This window comes from Streptomyces olindensis (assembly GCF_040645895.1).
In the GTDB taxonomy this organism is placed as follows: domain Bacteria; phylum Actinomycetota; class Actinomycetes; order Streptomycetales; family Streptomycetaceae; genus Streptomyces; species Streptomyces olindensis.
On the sequence record NZ_JBEYZD010000001.1, the window covers coordinates 17,227 to 35,590 of the forward strand.

Annotated in this window: 18 protein-coding genes; 7 read left to right on the forward strand and 11 right to left on the reverse strand. The window is 72.0% G+C overall.

Translation table 11 applies throughout. The features are described from left to right. Positions 1-13 precede the first annotated feature (13 nt). From rocD to ABZ948_RS00110, 3 genes are all read right to left on the reverse strand, one after another. Positions 14-1,276 carry an ornithine--oxo-acid transaminase gene (gene rocD, locus ABZ948_RS00100; RefSeq protein WP_359755815.1) on the reverse strand — a complete coding sequence of 421 codons (1,263 nt, stop codon included), beginning with the start codon at positions 1,274-1,276 and terminating at the stop codon, positions 14-16. Further along, positions 1,273-2,103 carry a dimethylargininase gene (gene ddaH, locus ABZ948_RS00105; RefSeq protein WP_359755816.1) on the reverse strand — a complete coding sequence of 277 codons (831 nt, stop codon included), beginning with the start codon at positions 2,101-2,103 and terminating at the stop codon, positions 1,273-1,275. Before ddaH ends, rocD begins: the two co-directional genes overlap by 4 nt. 156 nt (positions 2,104-2,259) lie before the next feature. Beyond that, a complete protein-coding gene (locus tag ABZ948_RS00110) occupies positions 2,260-2,745 on the reverse strand; it encodes an Lrp/AsnC family transcriptional regulator (protein ID WP_359755818.1) in 486 nt (161 codons plus the stop codon). A gap of 45 nt (positions 2,746-2,790) precedes the next feature. On the opposite strand from ABZ948_RS00110, the gene ABZ948_RS00115 reads away from it, so the two are divergent. From ABZ948_RS00115 to ABZ948_RS00130, 4 genes are read left to right on the forward strand one after another with little or no spacing between them, the layout of a single operon-like run. Further along, positions 2,791-3,540, forward strand: coding sequence for a LytR/AlgR family response regulator transcription factor (locus tag ABZ948_RS00115; protein WP_114250682.1), 750 nt, complete (start codon positions 2,791-2,793; stop codon positions 3,538-3,540). Between the two features lie 2 nt (positions 3,541-3,542). Next, positions 3,543-3,902 carry a hypothetical protein gene (locus ABZ948_RS00120; protein WP_190050907.1) on the forward strand — a complete coding sequence of 120 codons (360 nt, stop codon included), beginning with the start codon at positions 3,543-3,545 and terminating at the stop codon, positions 3,900-3,902. Positions 3,903-3,912: 10 nt separating this feature from the next. After that, on the forward strand, positions 3,913-5,628 hold the full coding sequence (locus tag ABZ948_RS00125) for a sodium/solute symporter (protein ID WP_359755821.1): 1,716 nt from the start codon (positions 3,913-3,915) through the stop codon (positions 5,626-5,628). After that, the gene (locus tag ABZ948_RS00130) at positions 5,625-6,839 is read left to right on the forward strand and encodes a sensor histidine kinase (protein ID WP_359755822.1); all 1,215 of its coding nucleotides are present in this window, start codon (positions 5,625-5,627) and stop codon (positions 6,837-6,839) included. Before ABZ948_RS00125 ends, ABZ948_RS00130 begins: the two co-directional genes overlap by 4 nt. 4 nt (positions 6,840-6,843) lie before the next feature. Here ABZ948_RS00130 and ABZ948_RS00135 read toward each other — a convergent pair whose 3' ends face one another. The 7 genes from ABZ948_RS00135 to ABZ948_RS00165 form a co-directional block, all read right to left on the reverse strand. Next, positions 6,844-7,023, reverse strand: a complete 180-nt coding sequence (locus ABZ948_RS00135) for a hypothetical protein (protein WP_359755823.1) — start codon at positions 7,021-7,023, stop codon at positions 6,844-6,846. Between the two features lie 13 nt (positions 7,024-7,036). Then, entirely contained in the window at positions 7,037-8,839 is a 1,803-nt protein-coding gene (locus ABZ948_RS00140; RefSeq protein ID WP_359755825.1) for a serine/threonine-protein kinase, read from the reverse strand. A gap of 28 nt (positions 8,840-8,867) precedes the next feature. Beyond that, complete coding sequence (locus tag ABZ948_RS00145; protein ID WP_359755827.1) at positions 8,868-10,295, reverse strand: DUF6777 domain-containing protein; 1,428 nt, start codon at positions 10,293-10,295, stop codon at positions 8,868-8,870. A 122-nt stretch (positions 10,296-10,417) separates the two neighbouring features. Next, positions 10,418-11,368 carry a cytochrome c oxidase assembly protein gene (locus ABZ948_RS00150; RefSeq protein WP_359755828.1) on the reverse strand — a complete coding sequence of 317 codons (951 nt, stop codon included), beginning with the start codon at positions 11,366-11,368 and terminating at the stop codon, positions 10,418-10,420. Between the two features lie 155 nt (positions 11,369-11,523). Continuing rightward, positions 11,524-12,549 (reverse strand): 6-phosphofructokinase, encoded by a 1,026-nt coding sequence (locus ABZ948_RS00155; protein ID WP_359755830.1) that lies wholly within the window; start codon positions 12,547-12,549, stop codon positions 11,524-11,526. A 202-nt stretch (positions 12,550-12,751) separates the two neighbouring features. Further along, positions 12,752-13,480, reverse strand: a complete 729-nt coding sequence (locus ABZ948_RS00160; protein ID WP_031114960.1) for a type 1 glutamine amidotransferase — start codon at positions 13,478-13,480, stop codon at positions 12,752-12,754. Positions 13,481-13,503: 23 nt separating this feature from the next. Continuing rightward, positions 13,504-14,742, reverse strand: coding sequence for a MurT ligase domain-containing protein (locus tag ABZ948_RS00165; protein WP_359755831.1), 1,239 nt, complete (start codon positions 14,740-14,742; stop codon positions 13,504-13,506). A gap of 158 nt (positions 14,743-14,900) precedes the next feature. On the opposite strand from ABZ948_RS00165, the gene def reads away from it, so the two are divergent. Continuing rightward, positions 14,901-15,446, forward strand: coding sequence for a peptide deformylase (def, locus tag ABZ948_RS00170; protein WP_359755832.1), 546 nt, complete (start codon positions 14,901-14,903; stop codon positions 15,444-15,446). Between the two features lie 60 nt (positions 15,447-15,506). On the opposite strand, the gene ABZ948_RS00175 is transcribed toward def, so the two are convergent. Then, entirely contained in the window at positions 15,507-16,151 is a 645-nt protein-coding gene (locus ABZ948_RS00175) for a TetR/AcrR family transcriptional regulator (RefSeq protein ID WP_359755833.1), read from the reverse strand. A 172-nt stretch (positions 16,152-16,323) separates the two neighbouring features. Here ABZ948_RS00175 and ABZ948_RS00180 point away from each other — a divergent pair, with 172 nt between their 5' ends. Both ABZ948_RS00180 and ABZ948_RS00185 read left to right on the forward strand, forming a co-directional pair. Beyond that, positions 16,324-17,550, forward strand: a complete 1,227-nt coding sequence (locus ABZ948_RS00180) for an acyl-CoA dehydrogenase family protein (protein ID WP_359755835.1) — start codon at positions 16,324-16,326, stop codon at positions 17,548-17,550. A gap of 189 nt (positions 17,551-17,739) precedes the next feature. Beyond that, positions 17,740-18,351 (forward strand): DUF4352 domain-containing protein, encoded by a 612-nt coding sequence (locus tag ABZ948_RS00185; protein WP_359755836.1) that lies wholly within the window; start codon positions 17,740-17,742, stop codon positions 18,349-18,351. The last annotated feature ends 13 nt before the right edge of the window (positions 18,352-18,364 follow it).

Genomic DNA, 18,364 nt, shown 5'->3' on the forward strand with positions numbered 1-18,364 from the left:
CGGCCCGTGGGCCTCAGCTCCGCTGCCCGAGTACCTTCTCCAGGGCCCCGAGCGCCCCTTCGAGTTCCCCGGCGGTGATCGTCAGCGGCGGCGCCAGGCGGATCGTCGAACCGTGGGTGTCCTTCGCCAGGACCCCCTCCCGCATGAGGCGCTCGCTGATCTCACGCCCCGTGCCGAGCGCCGGGTCGACGTCGACACCCGCCCACAGCCCGCGCGAGCGGAACCCGACCACGCCCTTGCCGACCAGACCCGTCAGCCCCTCGCGCAGGGTCCCGCCCAGGTCGGCCGCCCGGCGCTGGAACTCGCCCGTCTCCAGCAGCTCGACCACGGCCGTGCCGACCGCCGCCGCCAGCGGGTTGCCGCCGAAGGTCGAGCCGTGCTCGCCCGGGTGCAGCACCCCGAGCACCTCCCGGCGCCCGACCACCGCCGACACCGGCACGATGCCGCCGCCCAGCGCCTTGCCCAGCAGCACCACGTCCGGCACGACCGACTCGTGCTCGACCGCCAGCGTGCTGCCCGTCCGGCCCAGCCCGGACTGGATCTCGTCGGCAATGAACAGGCACCCCATGCGGCGGGTCAGCTCGCGCACGCCGGCCAGGTAGCCGTCGTCCGGGACGATCACCCCGGCCTCGCCCTGGATCGGCTCGATCAGCACCGCCGCCGTCGTCTCGTCGACCGCCGCCTCCAGCGCGGCCAGGTCGTTGTACGGCACGACCCGGAAACCCGGTGTGAACGGCCCGAAGCCGGCCCGGGCGGTCTCGTCCGTCGAGAAGCTGACGATCGTCGTCGTACGGCCGTGGAAGTTGTCCGCCGCCACCACGATCGTGGCCCGGTCCGCCGGGACGCCCTTGACGTCGTAGGCCCACTTGCGGGCCACCTTCACACCGCTCTCCACCGCCTCCGCGCCGGTGTTCATGGGCAGCACCATGTCCTGCCCGGTCAGCGCGGCCAGCCGCTCGGCGAACTCCGCGAGCCGGTCGTTGTGGAAGGCCCGCGAGGTCAGGGTCAGCCGGTCGAGCTGGCGGTGGGCCGCCTCGATCAGCGCCGGGTGCCGGTGGCCGAAGTTGAGGGCCGAGTACCCGGCCAGCATGTCGAGGTAGCGGCGGCCCTCCACGTCCTCCACCCACGTGCCCTCGGCGCGGGCGACGACCACGGGCAGCGGGTGGTAGTTGTGCGCGAGGACCGGCTCCTCCGCGCGGATGAGCTCCTCGGAACCGCGGGCCTGCCGCGAGACGGGGGGCTCCTCGGAGCCCTGGGTGCGGACGGGTGCGGTCATGAGCGGATCTCCCGGATCTCCTGGGTGCAGCACTTGATGCCGCCACCGGCCTTCTGGAACTCGGACAGGTCGACGGGGACGGGGACGTAACCGCGGTCGGCGAGCTGCCCGGCCAGGTCCGTCGCCCCCGGCGAGATGAACACGTGACGCCCGTCGGAGACGGAGTTCAGCCCGAACGCCATCGCGTCCTCGCGGGTGGCGAGCACCGCGTCCGGGTACAGCCGGGCCAGCACCTCGCGGCTGCCCGGCGAGAACGCCTCGGGGTAGTAGGCGATGTTCCCGTCGCGCCCCTCGTCGAGGACGAACAGCGCCGTGTCCAGGTGGTAGAAGTACGGATCCACCAGCGTCAGGCTGATCACCGGTACGCCGAAGTACTCCTGCACCTCGCTGTGGGCCTCCCGGGTGGTCCTAAAGCCCGTCCCGGCCAGGATCCAGCGGCCCGCGGGCACGAGGTCGCCCTCGCCCTCGCACACCGACTCGGGGTGGTAGACCTCGTAGCCCTCCGTCTTGAACCACGCCTCGTACGGCACGGACTCGGGACGGCGCTCGGGCGCGTGGAAGAGGGAGCCGAAGACGCGGCCGTCGACGACGACCGCCGCGTTCGCGGCGAAGACCATGTCGGGCAGGCCGGGAACGGGCTTCACAGTGTCCACGGTATGGCCGTGGGCACGGTAGGTGTCGACCAGCGCCTGCCACTGGTCCAGGGCCCTGAGCACGTCGACGGGGTCGTCGGGGTGCATCCAGGGGTTGATCGCGTACTGCACGGCGAAGTGTCTGGGTTCGCAGACGAGGTAGCGCCGCCGGCGCGGCACACGGGAGTCGGGCACAGAGGGGTCCCTCCGCTTCCTCACGGTGTGTGACTGGGGGTTGACACAACGGTAGGAAGTGACGGCGGGGGCCGACAAGAAACAAAGGTTGCGCGTCCGCGCAGGAACGCTGCGTCTTCCGGCAGGTCGGCGCACGGACGCTGCGCCGCCCGGGACCTACTCGGGCGCCGGGTGGCTGGCTCCCGCCTCCGGACTGTCCGGCAGCAGATGGGACAGCACCATCACGCTGATCGTCTTCCGGATGAACGGCTCCTGCCGGATCCGCTCCAGCACCTCCTCGAAGTGCTCCACGTCCCGTGCCCGCACGTGCAGCAGCGCGTCCGCGCCGCCGGTCACGGTCATCGCCGCGGTGATCTCCGGGTAGTCGCGCACGACGTCGGCCAGCCGCCGCGGCGGGGCGGCGCCCTCGCAGTACACCTCGACGTAGGCCTCTGTGCGCCAGCCCAGGGCCGACGGCTTGACGGTCGCCGTGAACCCGGTGATCACGCCGGTCTCCCGCAGCCGGTCGACCCGCCGCTTGACCGCCGTGGCCGACAGCCCGATCGCCGTGCCGATCTCCGCGAACGACGTCCGGGCGTTCGCCATCAACGCGGTGACGATCTTCCGGTCGAGTTCGTCGAACGCCGAGGACCTGCTGTTCATGCGGGCACTGTATCCACCGGCCCTCCGCCCCTACACTCCACGTTCATGCTGCGCGCCCTGGCTGTCGACGACGAACGCCCCTCGCTCGAGGAACTGCTCTACCTGCTGCAGGCCGACCCCCGGATCGGCAGCGCGGAGGGCGCCGGCGACGCGACCGAGGCGCTGCGCCGCATCAACCGCGCCCTGGAATCCGGCCCCGGCGGGCCCGAGGCGATCGACGTCGTCTTCCTCGACATCCAGATGCCCGGCCTCGACGGACTCGACCTGGCCCGGCTGCTCACCGGGTTCGCCCGGCCGCCGCTCGTCGTGTTCGTCACCGCCCACGAGGACTTCGCCGTCCAGGCCTTCGACCTCAAGGCCGTCGACTACGTCCTCAAGCCCGTCCGCAAGGAACGCCTCGCCGAGGCCGTCCGCCGGGCCGCCGAGCTGCGCGGCGCCGCCCCGCGCATACCCGTGAGCGAACCCGACCCGGACCACATACCCGTCGAGCTGGGCGGCGTGACCCGGTTCGTGGCCGTCGACGACATCACCCACGTCGAGGCCCAGGGCGACTACGCCCGCCTGCACACCGACAAGGGCAGCCACCTGGTGCGCATCCCGCTGTCCACCCTGGAGGAGCGCTGGCGCTCGCGCGGTTTCGTCCGCATCCACCGCCGCCACCTCGTCGCCCTGCGCCACATCGGCGAGCTCCGCCTCGACGCCGGCACCGTCAGCGTCCTCGTGGGCTCCGAGGAACTCCAGGTCAGCCGCCGCCACACGCGCGAACTGCGCGACCTGCTCATGAGGAGGCCGTGACGGTGCCCCAGGACCACACCGAACGCCGCGTCGTCGTCACCGGCCCGCCCCGGCAGACCCGAAGGGCCTCCGGCTACTACCGCCCGCGCACCGAGATCGACGAGCAGACCACCCTCGGCCACACCTACGTCCGCTCCCTGATGCGCACCCAGCTGCGCGCCGCCCTCACCGTCTTCGCGGTCCTCGGCCTGCTCGTCGGCCCGCTCCCGCTGCTGTTCGCCGCCATGCCCGACGCCCGCCGCCTGGAGTGGGCCGTCCTCGGCTTCGGCCTCTACGTCCCCCTCGTCCTGCTCGCCCGCTGGTACGTCCGCCGCGCCGAGCGCAACGAGCGCGATTTCGTCCGCCTCGTCGAAGACCGCTGAACCCACCCCCATGAACTCCAGCTACGCCGTCCCCGCCGTCGCCCTGGTCGTCGTCGCCACGGTCCTGGTCGGCGCCTTCGGCCTGCGCATCTCCCGCACCACCTCCGACTTCTACGTCGCCTCCCGCACCGTCGGCCCCCGCCTCAACGCCGCCGCCATCAGCGGCGAGTACCTCTCCGCCGCGTCCTTCCTCGGCATAGCGGGCCTCGTCCTGGTCCAGGGCCCCGACATGCTCTGGTACCCGGTCGGCTACACCGCCGGCTACCTCGTCCTGCTGCTCTTCGTCGCCGCCCCGCTGCGCCGCTCCGGCGCCTACACGCTCCCCGACTTCGCCGAGGCCCGCCTCGCCTCCCAGGCCGTACGGCGGCTCGCCGGGGCCTTCGTCGTCGGCGTCGGCTGGCTGTACCTGCTGCCCCAGCTCCAAGGCGCCGGGCTCACCCTGACCGTGCTGACCGGGGCGCCCGACTGGCTCGGCGGCGTGATCGTCGCCGTCGTCGTCACCGCCACCGTCGCCGCCGGCGGCATGCGCAGCATCACCTTCGTCCAGGCCTTCCAGTACTGGCTGAAGCTCACCGCGCTGCTCGTCCCCGCCCTGTTCCTGATCCTCGCCTGGCAGAGCGACGGCGCCCCGCGCCACGCCTTCGACGAACCGGCCACCTTCCGCGAACAGCGCGTGGTCCGCGTCGACGACAGCGTCGACCTGAAGCTGGAGCGCCCCCTGACCGTCACGGTCACCGGCACCGTCGACGGTCGCGCCCACACCGGCACGCGCCTCGACCTCCCGGCCGGCACCCACCACATCGAACGCGGCACCCGGCTCACCTTCGCCGAGGGCGCGACCGTCCCCGCGGCCGAGCGCGGCGGCGGTGGCGACCTGTCCCCCTCGCAGGCCGAGAGCCGCGCGGAACGCCCCCTGTACGCCACCTACGGGCTGATCCTCGCCACGTTCCTCGGCACCATGGGCCTGCCGCACGTCGTGGTCCGCTTCTACACCAGCCCGCACGGCGTCGCCGCCCGCCGCACCACCGTCGCGGTCCTCGGCCTGATCGGCGCCTTCTACCTCCTGCCCCCCGTCTACGGCGCCCTGGGCCGCCTCTACGCCCCCGAACTCACCCTCACCGGCGACCCCGACGCGGCAGTGCTGCTGCTGCCCGACCGGATGATCGGGGGAGTGGGCGGCGATCTCCTGGGCGCGCTGGTCGCGGGCGGCGCCTTCGCCGCGTTCCTGTCCACGGCCTCCGGCCTGACCATGGCCGTCGCGGGCGTCCTCACCCAGGACGTCCTGCCGTCCCGGGGCGTCAGGCACTTCCGGCTCGGCACGGTCCTCGCGATGGCGATGCCCCTCGCGGCGAGCGTCCTGGTCGGCGGGCTCCCCGTCGCGGACGCGGTCGGGCTCGCCTTCGCCGTGTCGGCGTCCTCGTTCTGCCCGCTGCTGGTCCTCGGCATCTGGTGGCGGCGGCTGACCCCGCCCGGCGCGGCGGCGGGCATGCTGGTCGGCGGCGGCTCGGCCCTGCTCGCCGTCGCCGCGACCATGGCGGGCTACCCCGGCGAGGGCGCCGCCCTGCACGCCCTGCTCGCCTGGCCCGCCCTGTGGTCGGTGCCGCTGGGCTTCCTCACCATGATCCTGGTCTCCCTGGCCACCCCCGGCCGGGTCCCGCCCGGCACGGCGGCCGTCCTGGCCCGCTTCCACCTGCCCGAGGAACTGCGCACGGAGGTGACGGCATGAGCGACTTCCTGGCGGGCCTGTGCGTCGCCGTCCTGCCGGTCCTGGCCCTCGGCGTCTGGCTGGGCCGGCGCACCGCCCGGGCCAAGAGCCTCGCCGGCCTCGGCACCCCCGTGGAGCACGCCACCTTCGAGACCCTGCACACCGCCTCCCTCGCCGCGCCCCCGCTCAGGGCCGGGCTGACCGAGGAGACCGCCCGCAAGTCCGCCCGCAAGCTGCGCTCCCTGCTCGGCACCGATGCCCTCTGCCTCACGGACCGCGAACAGGTGCTGGTCTGGGACGGCGACGGCGCCCACCACCGCACCGAGATCATGGAACGCCTCGCCGGCGCCCTGGACACCGGCCGCGGCGAGGCCTTCGGACTCACCTGCGACAGCCTCGACTGCTCCGTGCGCTGGGCGGTCGTCGCCCCGCTCACCGTCGACGACCGCGTCCACGGTGCCCTGGTCGCCTGCGCGCCCCGCGAGTCCGCCGTCCTGGTCCGGGCCGCCGGTGAGGTCGCCCGCTGGGTCTCGGTCCAGCTGGAGCTGGCGGACCTCGACCGGTCCCGCACCCGCCTCATCGAGGCCGAGATCAAGGCGCTGCGCGCCCAGATCTCCCCGCACTTCATCTTCAACTCGCTCGCGGTGATCGCCAGCTTCGTCCGCACCGACCCCGAGCGCGCCCGCGAGCTGCTCCTGGAGTTCGCCGACTTCACCCGCTACTCGTTCCGCCGGCACGGCGACTTCACCACCCTCGCCGACGAACTCCACGCCATCGACCACTACCTGGCCCTGGTCCGGGCACGCTTCGGCGACCGCCTCTCCGTCACCCTCCAGATAGCACCGGAGGTCCTGCCCGTCGCCCTGCCCTTCCTGTGCCTGCAGCCGCTCGTCGAGAACGCCGTCAAGCACGGCCTGGAGGGCAAGGCCGTCTCCGCGGGCAAGTGCCACATCCAGATCACCGCCCAGGACGCGGGCGCCGAGGCCCTCGTCGTCATCGAGGACGACGGCGCCGGCATGGACCCCGAGCTGCTGCGCCGCATCCTCGCCCGCGAGGCCAGCCCCTCGGGCGGCATCGGCCTGTCCAACGTCGACGACCGGCTCCGCCAGGTCTACGGCGACGACCACGGCCTCGTCATCGAGACCGCCACGGGCGCGGGCATGAAGATCACCGTCCGGCTCCCCAAGTACCAGCCGGGCGTGCACTCGGCCGGCCGGCTGACCCGGGAGTGAGCCCTCAGGTGCTCTTCGTGGTGACCACCATCCCGAGGGTGATCAGCCCCAGGACGACCCAGCCGAACCACAGCCAGCCGTTGCTGCCGAGCGCCACCGTGTAGGCCGTCACCACGACGAGGCCGCCGACGGTGAGCACTCCCATGGTCTTCGTCGAGTTGGAACCGTTCGTGGAACCGGGCATCGCAACACCCTCCTCATGGTTCGGTCCCCTCCATGGTGCCCCCGTTCTGCCTCCTGACGGTGCACACGACGACATGAGTACCGGATTTCCAGGGACCCTCGCTGGTCCACGACCCGGCTTCGTGGACGGACGGATCGAAGCCGTAGTCACGCGGCGCGACGTCCCGGGCACACGCCGCGTCCGACGAGGTCCGCGCCTCGGCGAGCGTCACGTCCGCGCCCAGCCGGGTGAACCCGAGCACCTGCTCGTCGTACCGTCCGCCACAGGGCACCAACCGCGCCTCCCGGTTCGAACGGACGTCCAGACAGTCGCGCCTCTGCATGGTCGCGGTGTCGGCGAACGGCGTACCGAACCTACGCCGCTCCCCGAGCGGTCCGTACAGCGGCCCGTGGGCGCCGAGCACCAGGCAGGCGGTCCGCCGCCCGGCCGCCTCGAACCCGGTGGCGGTCGGCACGACGGCGTGGCTGCGGACATCGGCGAGCCGGTCCCGCAGCTCCCGTGTCCGCTCCTCGCACCGGGCCGGACCCAGCTCCCGCGCCTCCTCGGCGGAGGCGGCCCCGACGAACGCCAGCACCTGCCCGTCGGGCGCCTTGTCCCGGCAGGTCGGGTCCAGCGTCAGCCGGGGCGTGCCGGCGAAGCGGCGCCCGCCGGGCCAGTCGGCGAGCACGCAGTCCCCGTCCGCGAGCGGTTTCCCCAGCCCGACGGCGTCTCCGTACGGCGCCCCCGTCCCGCCGCCCTCCGCACGATCGCCCAGCGCGTACCAGACGCCGCCCAGGGCGAGGGCCAGCCCGAGACCGCAGGCGGCGACGGCCCGGAAGGGGGAGGAGCGCCTGCGCCGCCGCGTGCCGGACGCGGCGGCGACGGGCCCGGGGCCGCCCGGCCCGGCCCCCGCCTCCCAGGGTGACGGCGACCCGGGATCGGTCCTGGTCCGCTCGTACGCCTCCGACCGGGACGCGAGGAGCCCCGACAGCGCGGCCTCCGCCTCCGGCGCGGTCATCCGCAGGTCCGGATCCTTGGCGAGCAGTCCGTGCAGCACGGGCTCCAGCGCGCCGGCCCGCACCGGCGGGAGCGGTTCCTCCATGACCACCGCGGTGAGCGCCGCCAGGTGCGACTCCCGCTCGAAGGGGCTGCGGCCCTCGACACCGAAGTACAGGGTGCAGCCCAGCGAGAACAGGTCCGCGGCCGGTGTCGGCGTACCGCCCGACGCGCGCTCCGGCGCCAGATACCCGGCCGTGCCGACCAGGACGGACGCCTTGGTGTACCGCGTCTCACCGGCGTCCGGCTGCACCGAGATGCCGTAGTCGGTGAGCAGGACCCGCCCGTGGGGAGCGCCCGTGCGGTCCGGCGCGAGGAGGATGTTCGCCGGCTTCACGTCCCGGTGCATCACGCCCCGCTCGTGCCCGGCGGTCAGCGCGTCCAGCACGGCGAGGCCGACCCGGGCGCACTCGGCCGGGGCGAGCGGTCCGCGCCGGGCGACCAGCTCCCGCAGGTCGACGGCGCCCGTCACGTACTCCATGACGATCCACGGCAGGCCCTCGTGCTCCAGTACGTCGTGCACCGTCACCACGTGCGGGTGACCGCGCAGCCCGGCCGCGTGCCGGGCCTCCGCCCGGGCCCGCGCGACCCGCGCCTCCCGCTCGTGCCCCGCCTCCGCCGGGTCCCGGAACACGATCTCCTTCAGCGCGACCTCGCAGGCCAGCTCCTGGTCGTGGGCCAGCCAGACATGCCCCATGCCACCGCTGCCGAGCCGGTGCAGCAGCAGATAACGGCCGGCGACGACCCGGCCCGCTCCCGACGTCGCTGATCCTGAGAACATCCCGTGACTCCCGGGGTCGGCGGGGCTGCTAGAGGGTGACGCTCGGTGCGGGTGAGGTGGTCACCGGGCCGCTGCTGGATTCCGGCGGCACGCTCGTGGTCCGTGGCGGTGGGCTGGTCGTGCGGGGTGGCGGGGCGGAGGTCTGCGGCGGTGGGCTGGTCGTGCGGGGTGGCGGGGCGGAGGTCTGCGGCGGCGGACTGGTCGTGCGGGGCGGTGGGCTGGTGGTCTTCGACGGTGTGCCGGTGGCGGCCGGCGGTGAGTCGGTCACCTTCGGCGGGGCGCTGCTCCGGGGCGGCGTGCTCGTGGCGGGCGAGCCGGAGCCGGAGCCGGGCGGCGCGGGGCTCGACGAGGATGGTCCGGAACCGGACGGCGCGGCACTGGAACGGGGCCGCTGCGAGGGCGGCTCCTGAGTCGTCGCACCCGTGCTCGTGGGCCCGGCGCCGGTGGGCCCGGCACTCGTGCTCGTCGGCCCGGCACTCGGCGGAGGCCCGGAGCCGGCCGGGGGAGCCGGGGGAGCCGGGGAAGCCGGGGAAGCCGGAGGAGTGGTCACCCGCACCGTCACATACGCCCCGAACGGCAACTCGGCCCCCGCCCCCGGCTCGGTCGCGGTGACCCGCGCCCGGTCCGGCGGCAGCCCCTCACCCCCGTACGCGACCGCCAGCCCCGCGTCGGCCAGCCGCCGGCTCGCCTCCCCGAACGTCGTCCCGGCGAGACGCGGTACGGCCCGCCGCTCCGCCGCGTCGAAGCCGGAGTCGGCCTCACCCGTCGTGCCGACGGGCCGCTGGATCCCCCGCTCCGCGTCCTCGACGTCGACGAGGGCGATCCGCTCCAGTTCCCGGGAAGCGGGCCGTACGACCACCACCTCGGAACGGTCGTAACCCCGCCACTTCTCGTTGCCGTCCTCGAAGGTGACCGAAATCCGGCCCGTATCGCCCTCGAAAGGCCGCAGCGGATTTCCGCACGAACACTTGACCGACGGAAGTCCCTTCTCGTCGACGAGTACGGCGATTCCCGCCTGCAGCAGGGCACGGAAGGGAACGGCCTTTCCCTTCCTGTAGTCGTGATTCAGGGCGAGCGTGTCGTGACGCAGGAGAACAGGAGTGAGCCGGTCGAGATATCCCGGGATCTGGTCCGTGCGGAGCTCCAGGGCGGTCGCCCACGCCCGGGCCTTCCCGGCGTTCCGGGGTGCGGTGAGGAACCGCTTCAACCGCTCGACGTCACAGATCCTCGGCTGCTCGGTCCCCCCGTACAGCCCTGGCGTGTCCCCCTGCTGCAGCCCGCTCGGCACCGGCCGCGACCGTACCCGGGCGTCCCGGCCGAGCCCGCTGTCCTCGGCGAAGAAGGGCGCCAGGGAGGGCACTCCCGCGGCGACCGCCCTGACCTCGACCAAGGGCGCCCGTGCGTCACACCCCCCGAGCGCCAGCAGAAAGACGACCAGGACAGCGATCTTCCGCATCACCGCTCCCCCCTGCGGTTCCCCCCGACGCGCTTCATGCTACTGAAGGAAAATGCTATTCATCCGCGTTGTGGAAAAAGAGCAGAGGGGGAGAAAAGAGCGGCCTGGGGAGACGGAGGAAATCAGTTCCCGCGTGCGTGCAGCGAGCTCAAATAGGCGTTGTACGCCTCGAGTTCCTTGTCCCCGTCGCGGTCGGCGGCCCGGTCCTTGCGCCGGGCCTGCCGCTGGTCCGAGGCGTACCACTGGAACAGCAGGGCGATCAGCACCAGCACGGACGGGATCTCACTGAACGCCCAGGCGATGCCGCCCGCCGCGTTCTGGTCGGCGAGTGCCTCGATGCCGAGGGAGGCGGGCGGGTTCTTGAACGTCTCGACCATCGGCTCGGACGCCATCATCAGCGCGATCCCGAAGAACGCGTGGAACGGCATGCCCGCGAACAGCTCCAGCATCCGCATCAGATAGCCCGGCCGGTGCGGCCCCGGGTCCACGCCCATGATCGGCCAGAAGAACACCAGGCCGACGGCGAGGAAGTGCACCATCATCGCGATGTGCCCCGGCTTGGAGCCCATCAGCGTGTCGAACAGCGGCGTGAAGTACAGCCCGTACAGGCTCGCGATGAACAGCGGGATCGTGAACGCCGGGTGCGTGACGATCCGCATGTACCGGCTGTGCAGGAACATCAGCAGCAGCTCGCGCGGCCCCTTGCGGCCCCGCCCCGCCGTCGGCAGCGCGCGCAGCGCCAGCGTGATCGGCGCCCCGAGCAGGATCAGGATCGGCGACACCATGCTGATCACCATGTGCTGGACCATGTGCACGCTGAACATGACCATGCCGTAGTCGTTCAGCTGCGTGCACATCATGAGCATGATGCTCAGCACGCCGACGACGAAGGCGACGGTGCGTCCCACCGGCCACTTGTCGCCGCGCCGCACGAGCCGTACGACACCCCATCCGTACAGTGCGAGCCCGGCCAGGCAGGCGACGAGGAAGAACGGGTCGGCCGACCACTCCAGCCCTCGCCCCAGCGTGAACGGCGGCAGATCCATCGTCATGCCGTGCCCGCTGTGATCCATGTAGCCGGCTCCTGTTTCGTGGGGGTGTGCAGCAAGTTGTCCGCCCCCAAGAGTAGAACCGCCCCCGACCACACCAGTGACCGGGGGCAAGGTTCCAGGGGCGCGGGGAACTGCGACAAGCCACGTACGGCCCGCACCCGCCGACTACGGCGACCTCAGAGAACGGTCTCCGCCTCTTCGTACCGCTCGTCCGGCACGGTCTTCAGCGTCTCCACGGCTTCCGCCAGCGGCACCATCACTATGTCCGTGCCCCGCAACGCGGTCATCTGCCCGAACTCCCCGCGATGCACGGCCTCCACCGCGTGCCACCCGAACCGCGTGGCCAGCACCCGGTCGTACGCCGTCGGCGTACCACCGCGCTGCACATGCCCGAGGATGACCGGCCGCGCTTCCTTCCCGAGCCGCCCCTCCAGCTCGACGGACAGCTGGCGCGCGATGCCCGCGAACCGCTCGTGCCCGTAGATGTCCTTGCCGCCCTCGTCGAACTCCATGGTCCCGGGGCGGGGCTTGGCCCCCTCCGCCGCGACCACGATCGCGAAGCGCTTGCCGGCCTCGAACCGCTCGCCGACCCGCCGGGTCAGCTCCTCTATGTCGAAGGGCCGCTCGGGGACGACGATGGCGTGCGCGCCGGCCGCCATGCCGGAGTGCAGCGCGATCCAGCCGGTGTGCCGCCCCATGACCTCGACGACGAGGACCCGCTGGTGGGACTCGGCGGTGGTCTTCAGGCGGTCGAGGGCCTCGGTCGCCACGCCCACGGCCGTGTCGAAGCCGAAGGTGACGTCCGTGACCGCGATGTCGTTGTCGATGGTCTTCGGCACCCCCACGACGGGCAGACCGCTGTCCGACATCAGTCGCGCGGCCTTGAGCGTGCCCTCGCCTCCGATGGGGATGATCGCGTCGAGGCCGAGCTCCTCGACATGGCCCCTGGCCCGCTCCACACCGTCCCGCAGATGGGAGGGCTGGACCCGGGAGGAGCCGAGAATCGTGCCGCCGCGGGCGAGGATGCCGCCCACCGCGTCGAGGTCGAGCTTGAGGTAGTCGCACTCCAGGAGGCCCTTCCAGCCGTCCCGGAAGCCGATGACCTCGTCGCCGTGGTCGACGACGGCGCGGTGCACGACGGACCGGATGACGGCGTTCAGGCCGGGGCAGTCGCCGCCGGACGTGAGGACACCAATGCGCATAGCCCGAGAAACCTTATCGACGTGGGCCGAGACCGGACCACGTTGTCCGGCTGGAATCCCCGCCACCCTAGCGGCATCGAGGGGCCGGACCGAAGCACGCGTCCGCCTGCTGGACGACCCCGCTCACCTGTGCGGATGTGCCGTCAGACGGGCTGTTGACCAGCAGGTTGACGCGTGCCCCGGGTCAGCTGCGACGACCTGCTCAGGCAGGCTGCTGAGCTGCCGCGATGCGTTCGTTGCGCAGCGCCTCGTACCAGCGGTCGTCGGTCGGCGGCAGCGCGTTGACGTCGAGCGCCAGCTTCAGCAGCAGGTCCGCGATCAGCGGGTTGCGCGCCAGCACCGGCCCGTGCATGTACGTGCCGAAGACGGTGTCGTTGTACGCGCCTTCCGTGCCGTCGCCCGTGCCGTTGCCGTTGCCCAGGCGGACCCGGGCCAGGGGGCGGGCGGTGGGGCCGAGGTGGGTGACGCCCTGGTGGTTCTCGAAGCCGGTCAGCGGGGGCAGGCCGAGCCGCGGGTCGATGTCGCCCAGCACGTCACCGACGCACCGCTCGCCCTCGCCGCGCACGGACACCACGTCCAGCAGGCCGAGGCCGGGCTCGCGCTGGCCGAGGTCGTTGATGAACTCGTGGCCGAGGATCTGGTAGCCGGCGCACACGGAGAACACGATGGCGCCGTTCTCCACGGCCCGGTGCAGTCCGCCGTCCCGGCGCAGCCGCTCGGCCGCGAGCCGCTGCGGGCGGTCCTCGCCGCCGCCGATCAGGTAGATGTCGCCGGACGTCGGGATCGGCTGGTCGCTGCGCACGTCCAGCCGGGCCACGTCCAGGCCGCGCTGCCGGGCCCGGCGCTCCACGACGAGGGCGTTGCCCTGGTCGCCGTAGGTGCTGAGCAGGTCGGGATAGATCCAGACGATGCGCAGTTGGTTGTCGCTCACAAAAGTCCCCTGACGTCTCGTGCTCAGTTGCCGACGCGGCGGCGCAGGTCCTGGAACGCCGTGTAGTTGGCGATGACCTCGATGCGCCCGGGCGGGCACGCGGCCACGGCCTGGTCGAGGTTCTCGTAGACCTGGAAGTGCTGGTCGGCCACCTCCAGCCGCACCGCGAGGTCCAGCCGCCGGTCGCCGATGACGCAGATCGGGTGGCCGGTCAGGCGCGTGTAGTCGACGTCCCACAGCCAGGAGGTGTCGGTGCCGTCGGCGGAGCGCGCGTTCACGGAGAGGATGACCGGGGAGGGCGGCGGGTCGATCAGGGAGAACGTCTCCAGCCAGCCGGCCGGGTTCTTCGCGAGCAGGAGCCTGAGGTCGCGGCCCTGGAACTGGACGACGTCGTACCGCCCGGCCACCGCCTGCACCTGGTACATGCGCTCCAGCGCGACCTGCGGCGGCACCCCGAACACGGCGGCGACGGCGGCCGAGGAGGCGGCGTTGGCCTTGTTGGCGCGGCCGGGCAGCTGGAGGTGGATCGGCCAGGCCGAGCCGTGCGGGTCGAGGACGTGGTCGCCGGACAGGGCCCAGCTCGGCGTCGGACGGCGGAAGCCGCACTCGCCGCAGTACCAGTCGTCGCCCGGGCGCTGCATGACGCCGCCGCAGGACGGGCAGGACCAGGCGTCGTCCTTCCACATCTGCCCGGCGGCGACCCAGATCACATTGGGGGAGGACGACGCCGCCCACACCACCAGCGGGTCGTCGCAGTTGGCCACGACCACGGCCTTGGAACCCGCGAGTCCCTCCCGCCAGTTCTCGGCGAGCATGCGGGTCTCGGCGGCGCGGTCGAGCTGGTCGCGGGAGAGGTTGAGCAGGGCGATGCACTTCGGGGCGGTGTCCCGGGCGACGCCGGCGAGGTACTTCTCGTCGACCTCGATGACGCCGTACCGGGCGTCCGAGCCGCCGGCGAGCGCCGAGGTGATGCCGGCCGGCATGTTGGCGCCGAGCGCGTTGGAGACGACCGGACCCGCCGCGCGCAGGGCCTCGGCGATGAGCCGGGTGGTCGTCGTCTTGCCGTTGGTCGCCGAGACCAGGATCACGTCCAGGTTCTGGGCGAGCCGGGCGAGGAGGTCGGGGTCGAGCTTGAGCGCCACCCGGCCGCCGATGACCGATCCGCTGCCGCGTCCCGCCGCGCGGGACGCCGCCGCGACCGCCTTGCCCGCGGTCACGGCCAGCTTGGCCCGCGGCGAGAGCGGGTCCGAGTTGCCTGACATCAGTTCTCGATCCTCCTTGCGTACGCGCCGCGCCTGAAGCCTGACGGCCACGTGGTGTGGACCTCAGCCTATCGAGATCCATTAGCACTCCCGAACCGCGGCACTGTGGGGAACTCGTGCGGGAGGCGCGGACCGACAGGGACCTTACTCTTGCCGCCATGCGACACAGCTCCATCCCCGGCGCCCACGGCCGCGTGAGACCCCTCACGCTGCACGGCGACCCGCTCCTGCACACCCCCTGCGCGGAGGTCACCGACTTCGGCCCCGAACTGGCCCGGCTCGTCGATGACTTGTTCGCGACCATGTACGCCGCCCAGGGCGTCGGCCTGGCCGCCAACCAGATCGGCGAGCCGCTGCGGGTCTTCGTCTTCGACTGCCCCGACGACGAGGACGTCCGCCACCTCGGCCACGTGGTCAACCCTCGCCTCGTCGAAACGGACGGGGTGGTGATCCGCGGCCCGGAGGGCTGCCTGTCCCTCCCGGGCCTGGAAGCGGGCACGGAACGCTACGACCACGCGGTGGTCGAGGGCTTCACGGTGACCGGAGAGCCGGTCACCGTCCACGGCACGGGCTTCTTCGCCCGCTGCCTGCAGCACGAGTGCGACCATCTGGAGGGCCGCATCTACGCGGACCACCTGACCGGTTGGCGCCACCGCAAGCTGATGCGCCAGGTGGCCAAATCTTCCTGGCACCGGGATGTGTAGTTCAGGGGCGCGGGGAACTGCGCGCCCAGCCCCCACCGGCCCGCACACGACACATGACGGTCAGAACCCCGGACCCCCCACCCGATCTCCCGCAGCCGCAAGCCGCCCCCACAAAAGATCAGCCAAGCTCCGCACCAACTCGGCCCGAGAACACGGCCGTTCCCCCAGCCACCAGTCCCCGGCGGCATGCATCATGCCGACGATCCCGTGCCCCCACACGCGAGCGAGCTGCTGCCCGCCCGGCCCCAGGTCCAGCCGCTCCTCGATGACCTGCGCCAGCTCCTCACCCATCCGCCGCAGCAACGGCGCACTGTGCTTGCCGACGTCGAACCCCGGGTCCCCGGGCTGGCTCCCCTCCGCCGGGTGCATCAGGAACCGGTACACCTGGGGCCGCGCCTCGATCGCCGCGAGGTAGGTGTCCAGCGTCGCCTCGACCCGCTCCCGCCGGTCCGCCGGCGCGTCCAGCGCCGCCCGCAGCGAGTCCAGCAACGCGTCCGTGTGCCGCTTGGCAAGGGCCGCGTAAAGTCCGCCCTTGTCGCCGAAGTGGCGGTAGAGAATCGGCTTGGTGATGCCGGCCTCCGCCGCGATCGCGTTCATCGAGGCTTGCGGGCCGTCGCGCAGCACCACTCGGTCGGCGGCCTCCAGCAGCTCACGCCGTCGGCGGTCGGCGGACCGTTGCTGGTCGGTCCGCTGCGTGGTGTCCATGTGCTCTCCCCACCCGTGCTCTCTCGATGACGCCTGCGCAAACTAACACTGAAGCATGCCCCGGACACCGAAAGGGTGCCGACCGGTCGGTAGGAGTTGACGCGGACTACCCACCGGTAACAGACTGGTGTTACCGCAAGTAACATGCACGTGTGCCGCTGGAGGGGACGACATGGCCGAGTTCACCATGGAGCTCAACGACGAACAGAAGGAGGTCCGCGACTGGCTCCACGGCTTCGCCGCCGATGTGATCCGCCCCGCGGCCGCCGAATGGGACGAGCGTGAGGAGACTCCCTGGCCGGTCATCCAGGAGGCCGCCAAGGTCGGCATCTACTCCCTGGACTTCTACGCCCAGCAGTACTTCGACCCCACCGGCCTCGGCATCCCCATGGCGATGGAGGAGCTGTTCTGGGGCGACGCGGGCATCGCCCTGTCCATCGTCGGCACCGGCCTCGCCGCCGTCGGCGTCCTCGCCAACGGCACCGAGGAACAGATCGGCACGTGGATCCCCCAGATGTACGGGGACGCCAACGATGTCAAGGTCGCCGCCTTCTGCTCCTCCGAGCCCGACGCCGGCTCCGACGTCGCCTCCATGCGCACCCGGGCCGTGTACGACGAGGCCAAGGACGAGTGGGTCATCAACGGCACCAAGACCTGGGCGACCAACGGCGGCATCGCCAACGTCCACGTCGTCGTCGCCGTCGTCGACCCCGAGCTCGGCTCCAAGGGCCACGCCTCCTTCATCATCCCGCCGGGCACCGAAGGTCTGTCCCAGGGGCAGAAGTTCAAGAAGCACGGCATCCGCGCCTCGCACACCGCCGAGGTCATCCTCGACAGCGTGCGCGTCCCCGGCTCCTGCCTCCTCGGCGGCAAGGAGAAGCTCGACGAGCGGCTGGCCCGCGCCCGCGAGAAGGCCAGGCAGGGCGGGGAGCGCGTGAAGAACGCGGCCATGGCCACCTTCGAGGCCTCCCGCCCGGCCGTCGGCGCCATGGCGGTCGGCACCGCCCGGGCCGCCTACGAGGTCGCCCTCGACTACGCCGTGACGCGTGAGCAGTTCGGCCGGCCGATCATCGACAACCAGGGCGTCGCCTTCCAGCTCGCGGACATGCGCACCTCCATCGACGCGGCCCGGCTCCTCGTCTGGCGGGCCTCCTGGATGGCGATCAACGGCAAGCCGTTCACCGCGGCCGAGGGCTCGATGTCCAAGCTCTTCGCCAGCGAGACGGCGAAGAAGGTCACGGCCCAGGCGATCCAGATCCTCGGCGGCAACGGCTACACGCGGGAGTACCCGGTGGAGCGGATGCACCGCGACGCGGCGATCTACACCATCTTCGAGGGCACCAGCGAGATCCAGCGTCTGGTGATCGCCCGGACGCTGTCGGGCAAGCCGATCCGCTGACGCGGCGATCGGGCCCCCTCCGGTATCCGGAGGGGGCCCTTTTCGTATGCGCGTTCACCTGCACGCGGGGCCGACGCCAGAACAGTCTTGCGGGTTGCCTCAGCCGCCTGATTTTTTTCGGTGAACCGTGCAACCATGCTCTTCCTTTGCGAGTCCTTCACATACGTGTCACAGAACCCTGGGGGGATCATGAGCAACAACAGCCGCATCAGGCTCGCCGCGGCAGCGGCGGCCGTCATCGGCGCACTCACCGTCACCGCCTGCGCGGGCTCCGGCGATTCCGTCGTCGACAAGCCCAAGGCGAAGGCCTCCGCCAAGGCCGACAGCGGGCAGCAGAAGGCCAAGGAGGCCAAGGAGGCCGCCAAGAAGGAGGCCGCACCCGAGGTCGCCGAGACCGGCGACACCCTCGCCCTGAAGGGCATGGAGGACGGCAGCAAGCTCGACGTCACCGTCGTCAAGGTCGTAGACAACGCCAAGTCCAGCGACGAGTTCACCACTCCGGAGTCCGGCAACCGCTGGCTCGCCGTACAGTTCCAGCTGGTCAACACCGGAACCAAGGCCTACACGGACAGCCCGCAGAACGGCGCCCAGGTCGCCGACGACCAGGGCCAGCAGTTCCAGACCACCTTCGCCGAGGTCACCGCCGGCCCGTCCATGTCGTCCGCCGTCCGGCTCAAGCCCGGTGCCAAGGCGCTGGGATGGATCGTGTTCGAGGTGCCGAAGGCCTCGAAGGTGGCCACGGTCCAGTTCGCGATGGACTCCGGCTTCGCCGAGCAGACCGGCGAGTGGAAGCTCACCTGACGTCCGCCGGACG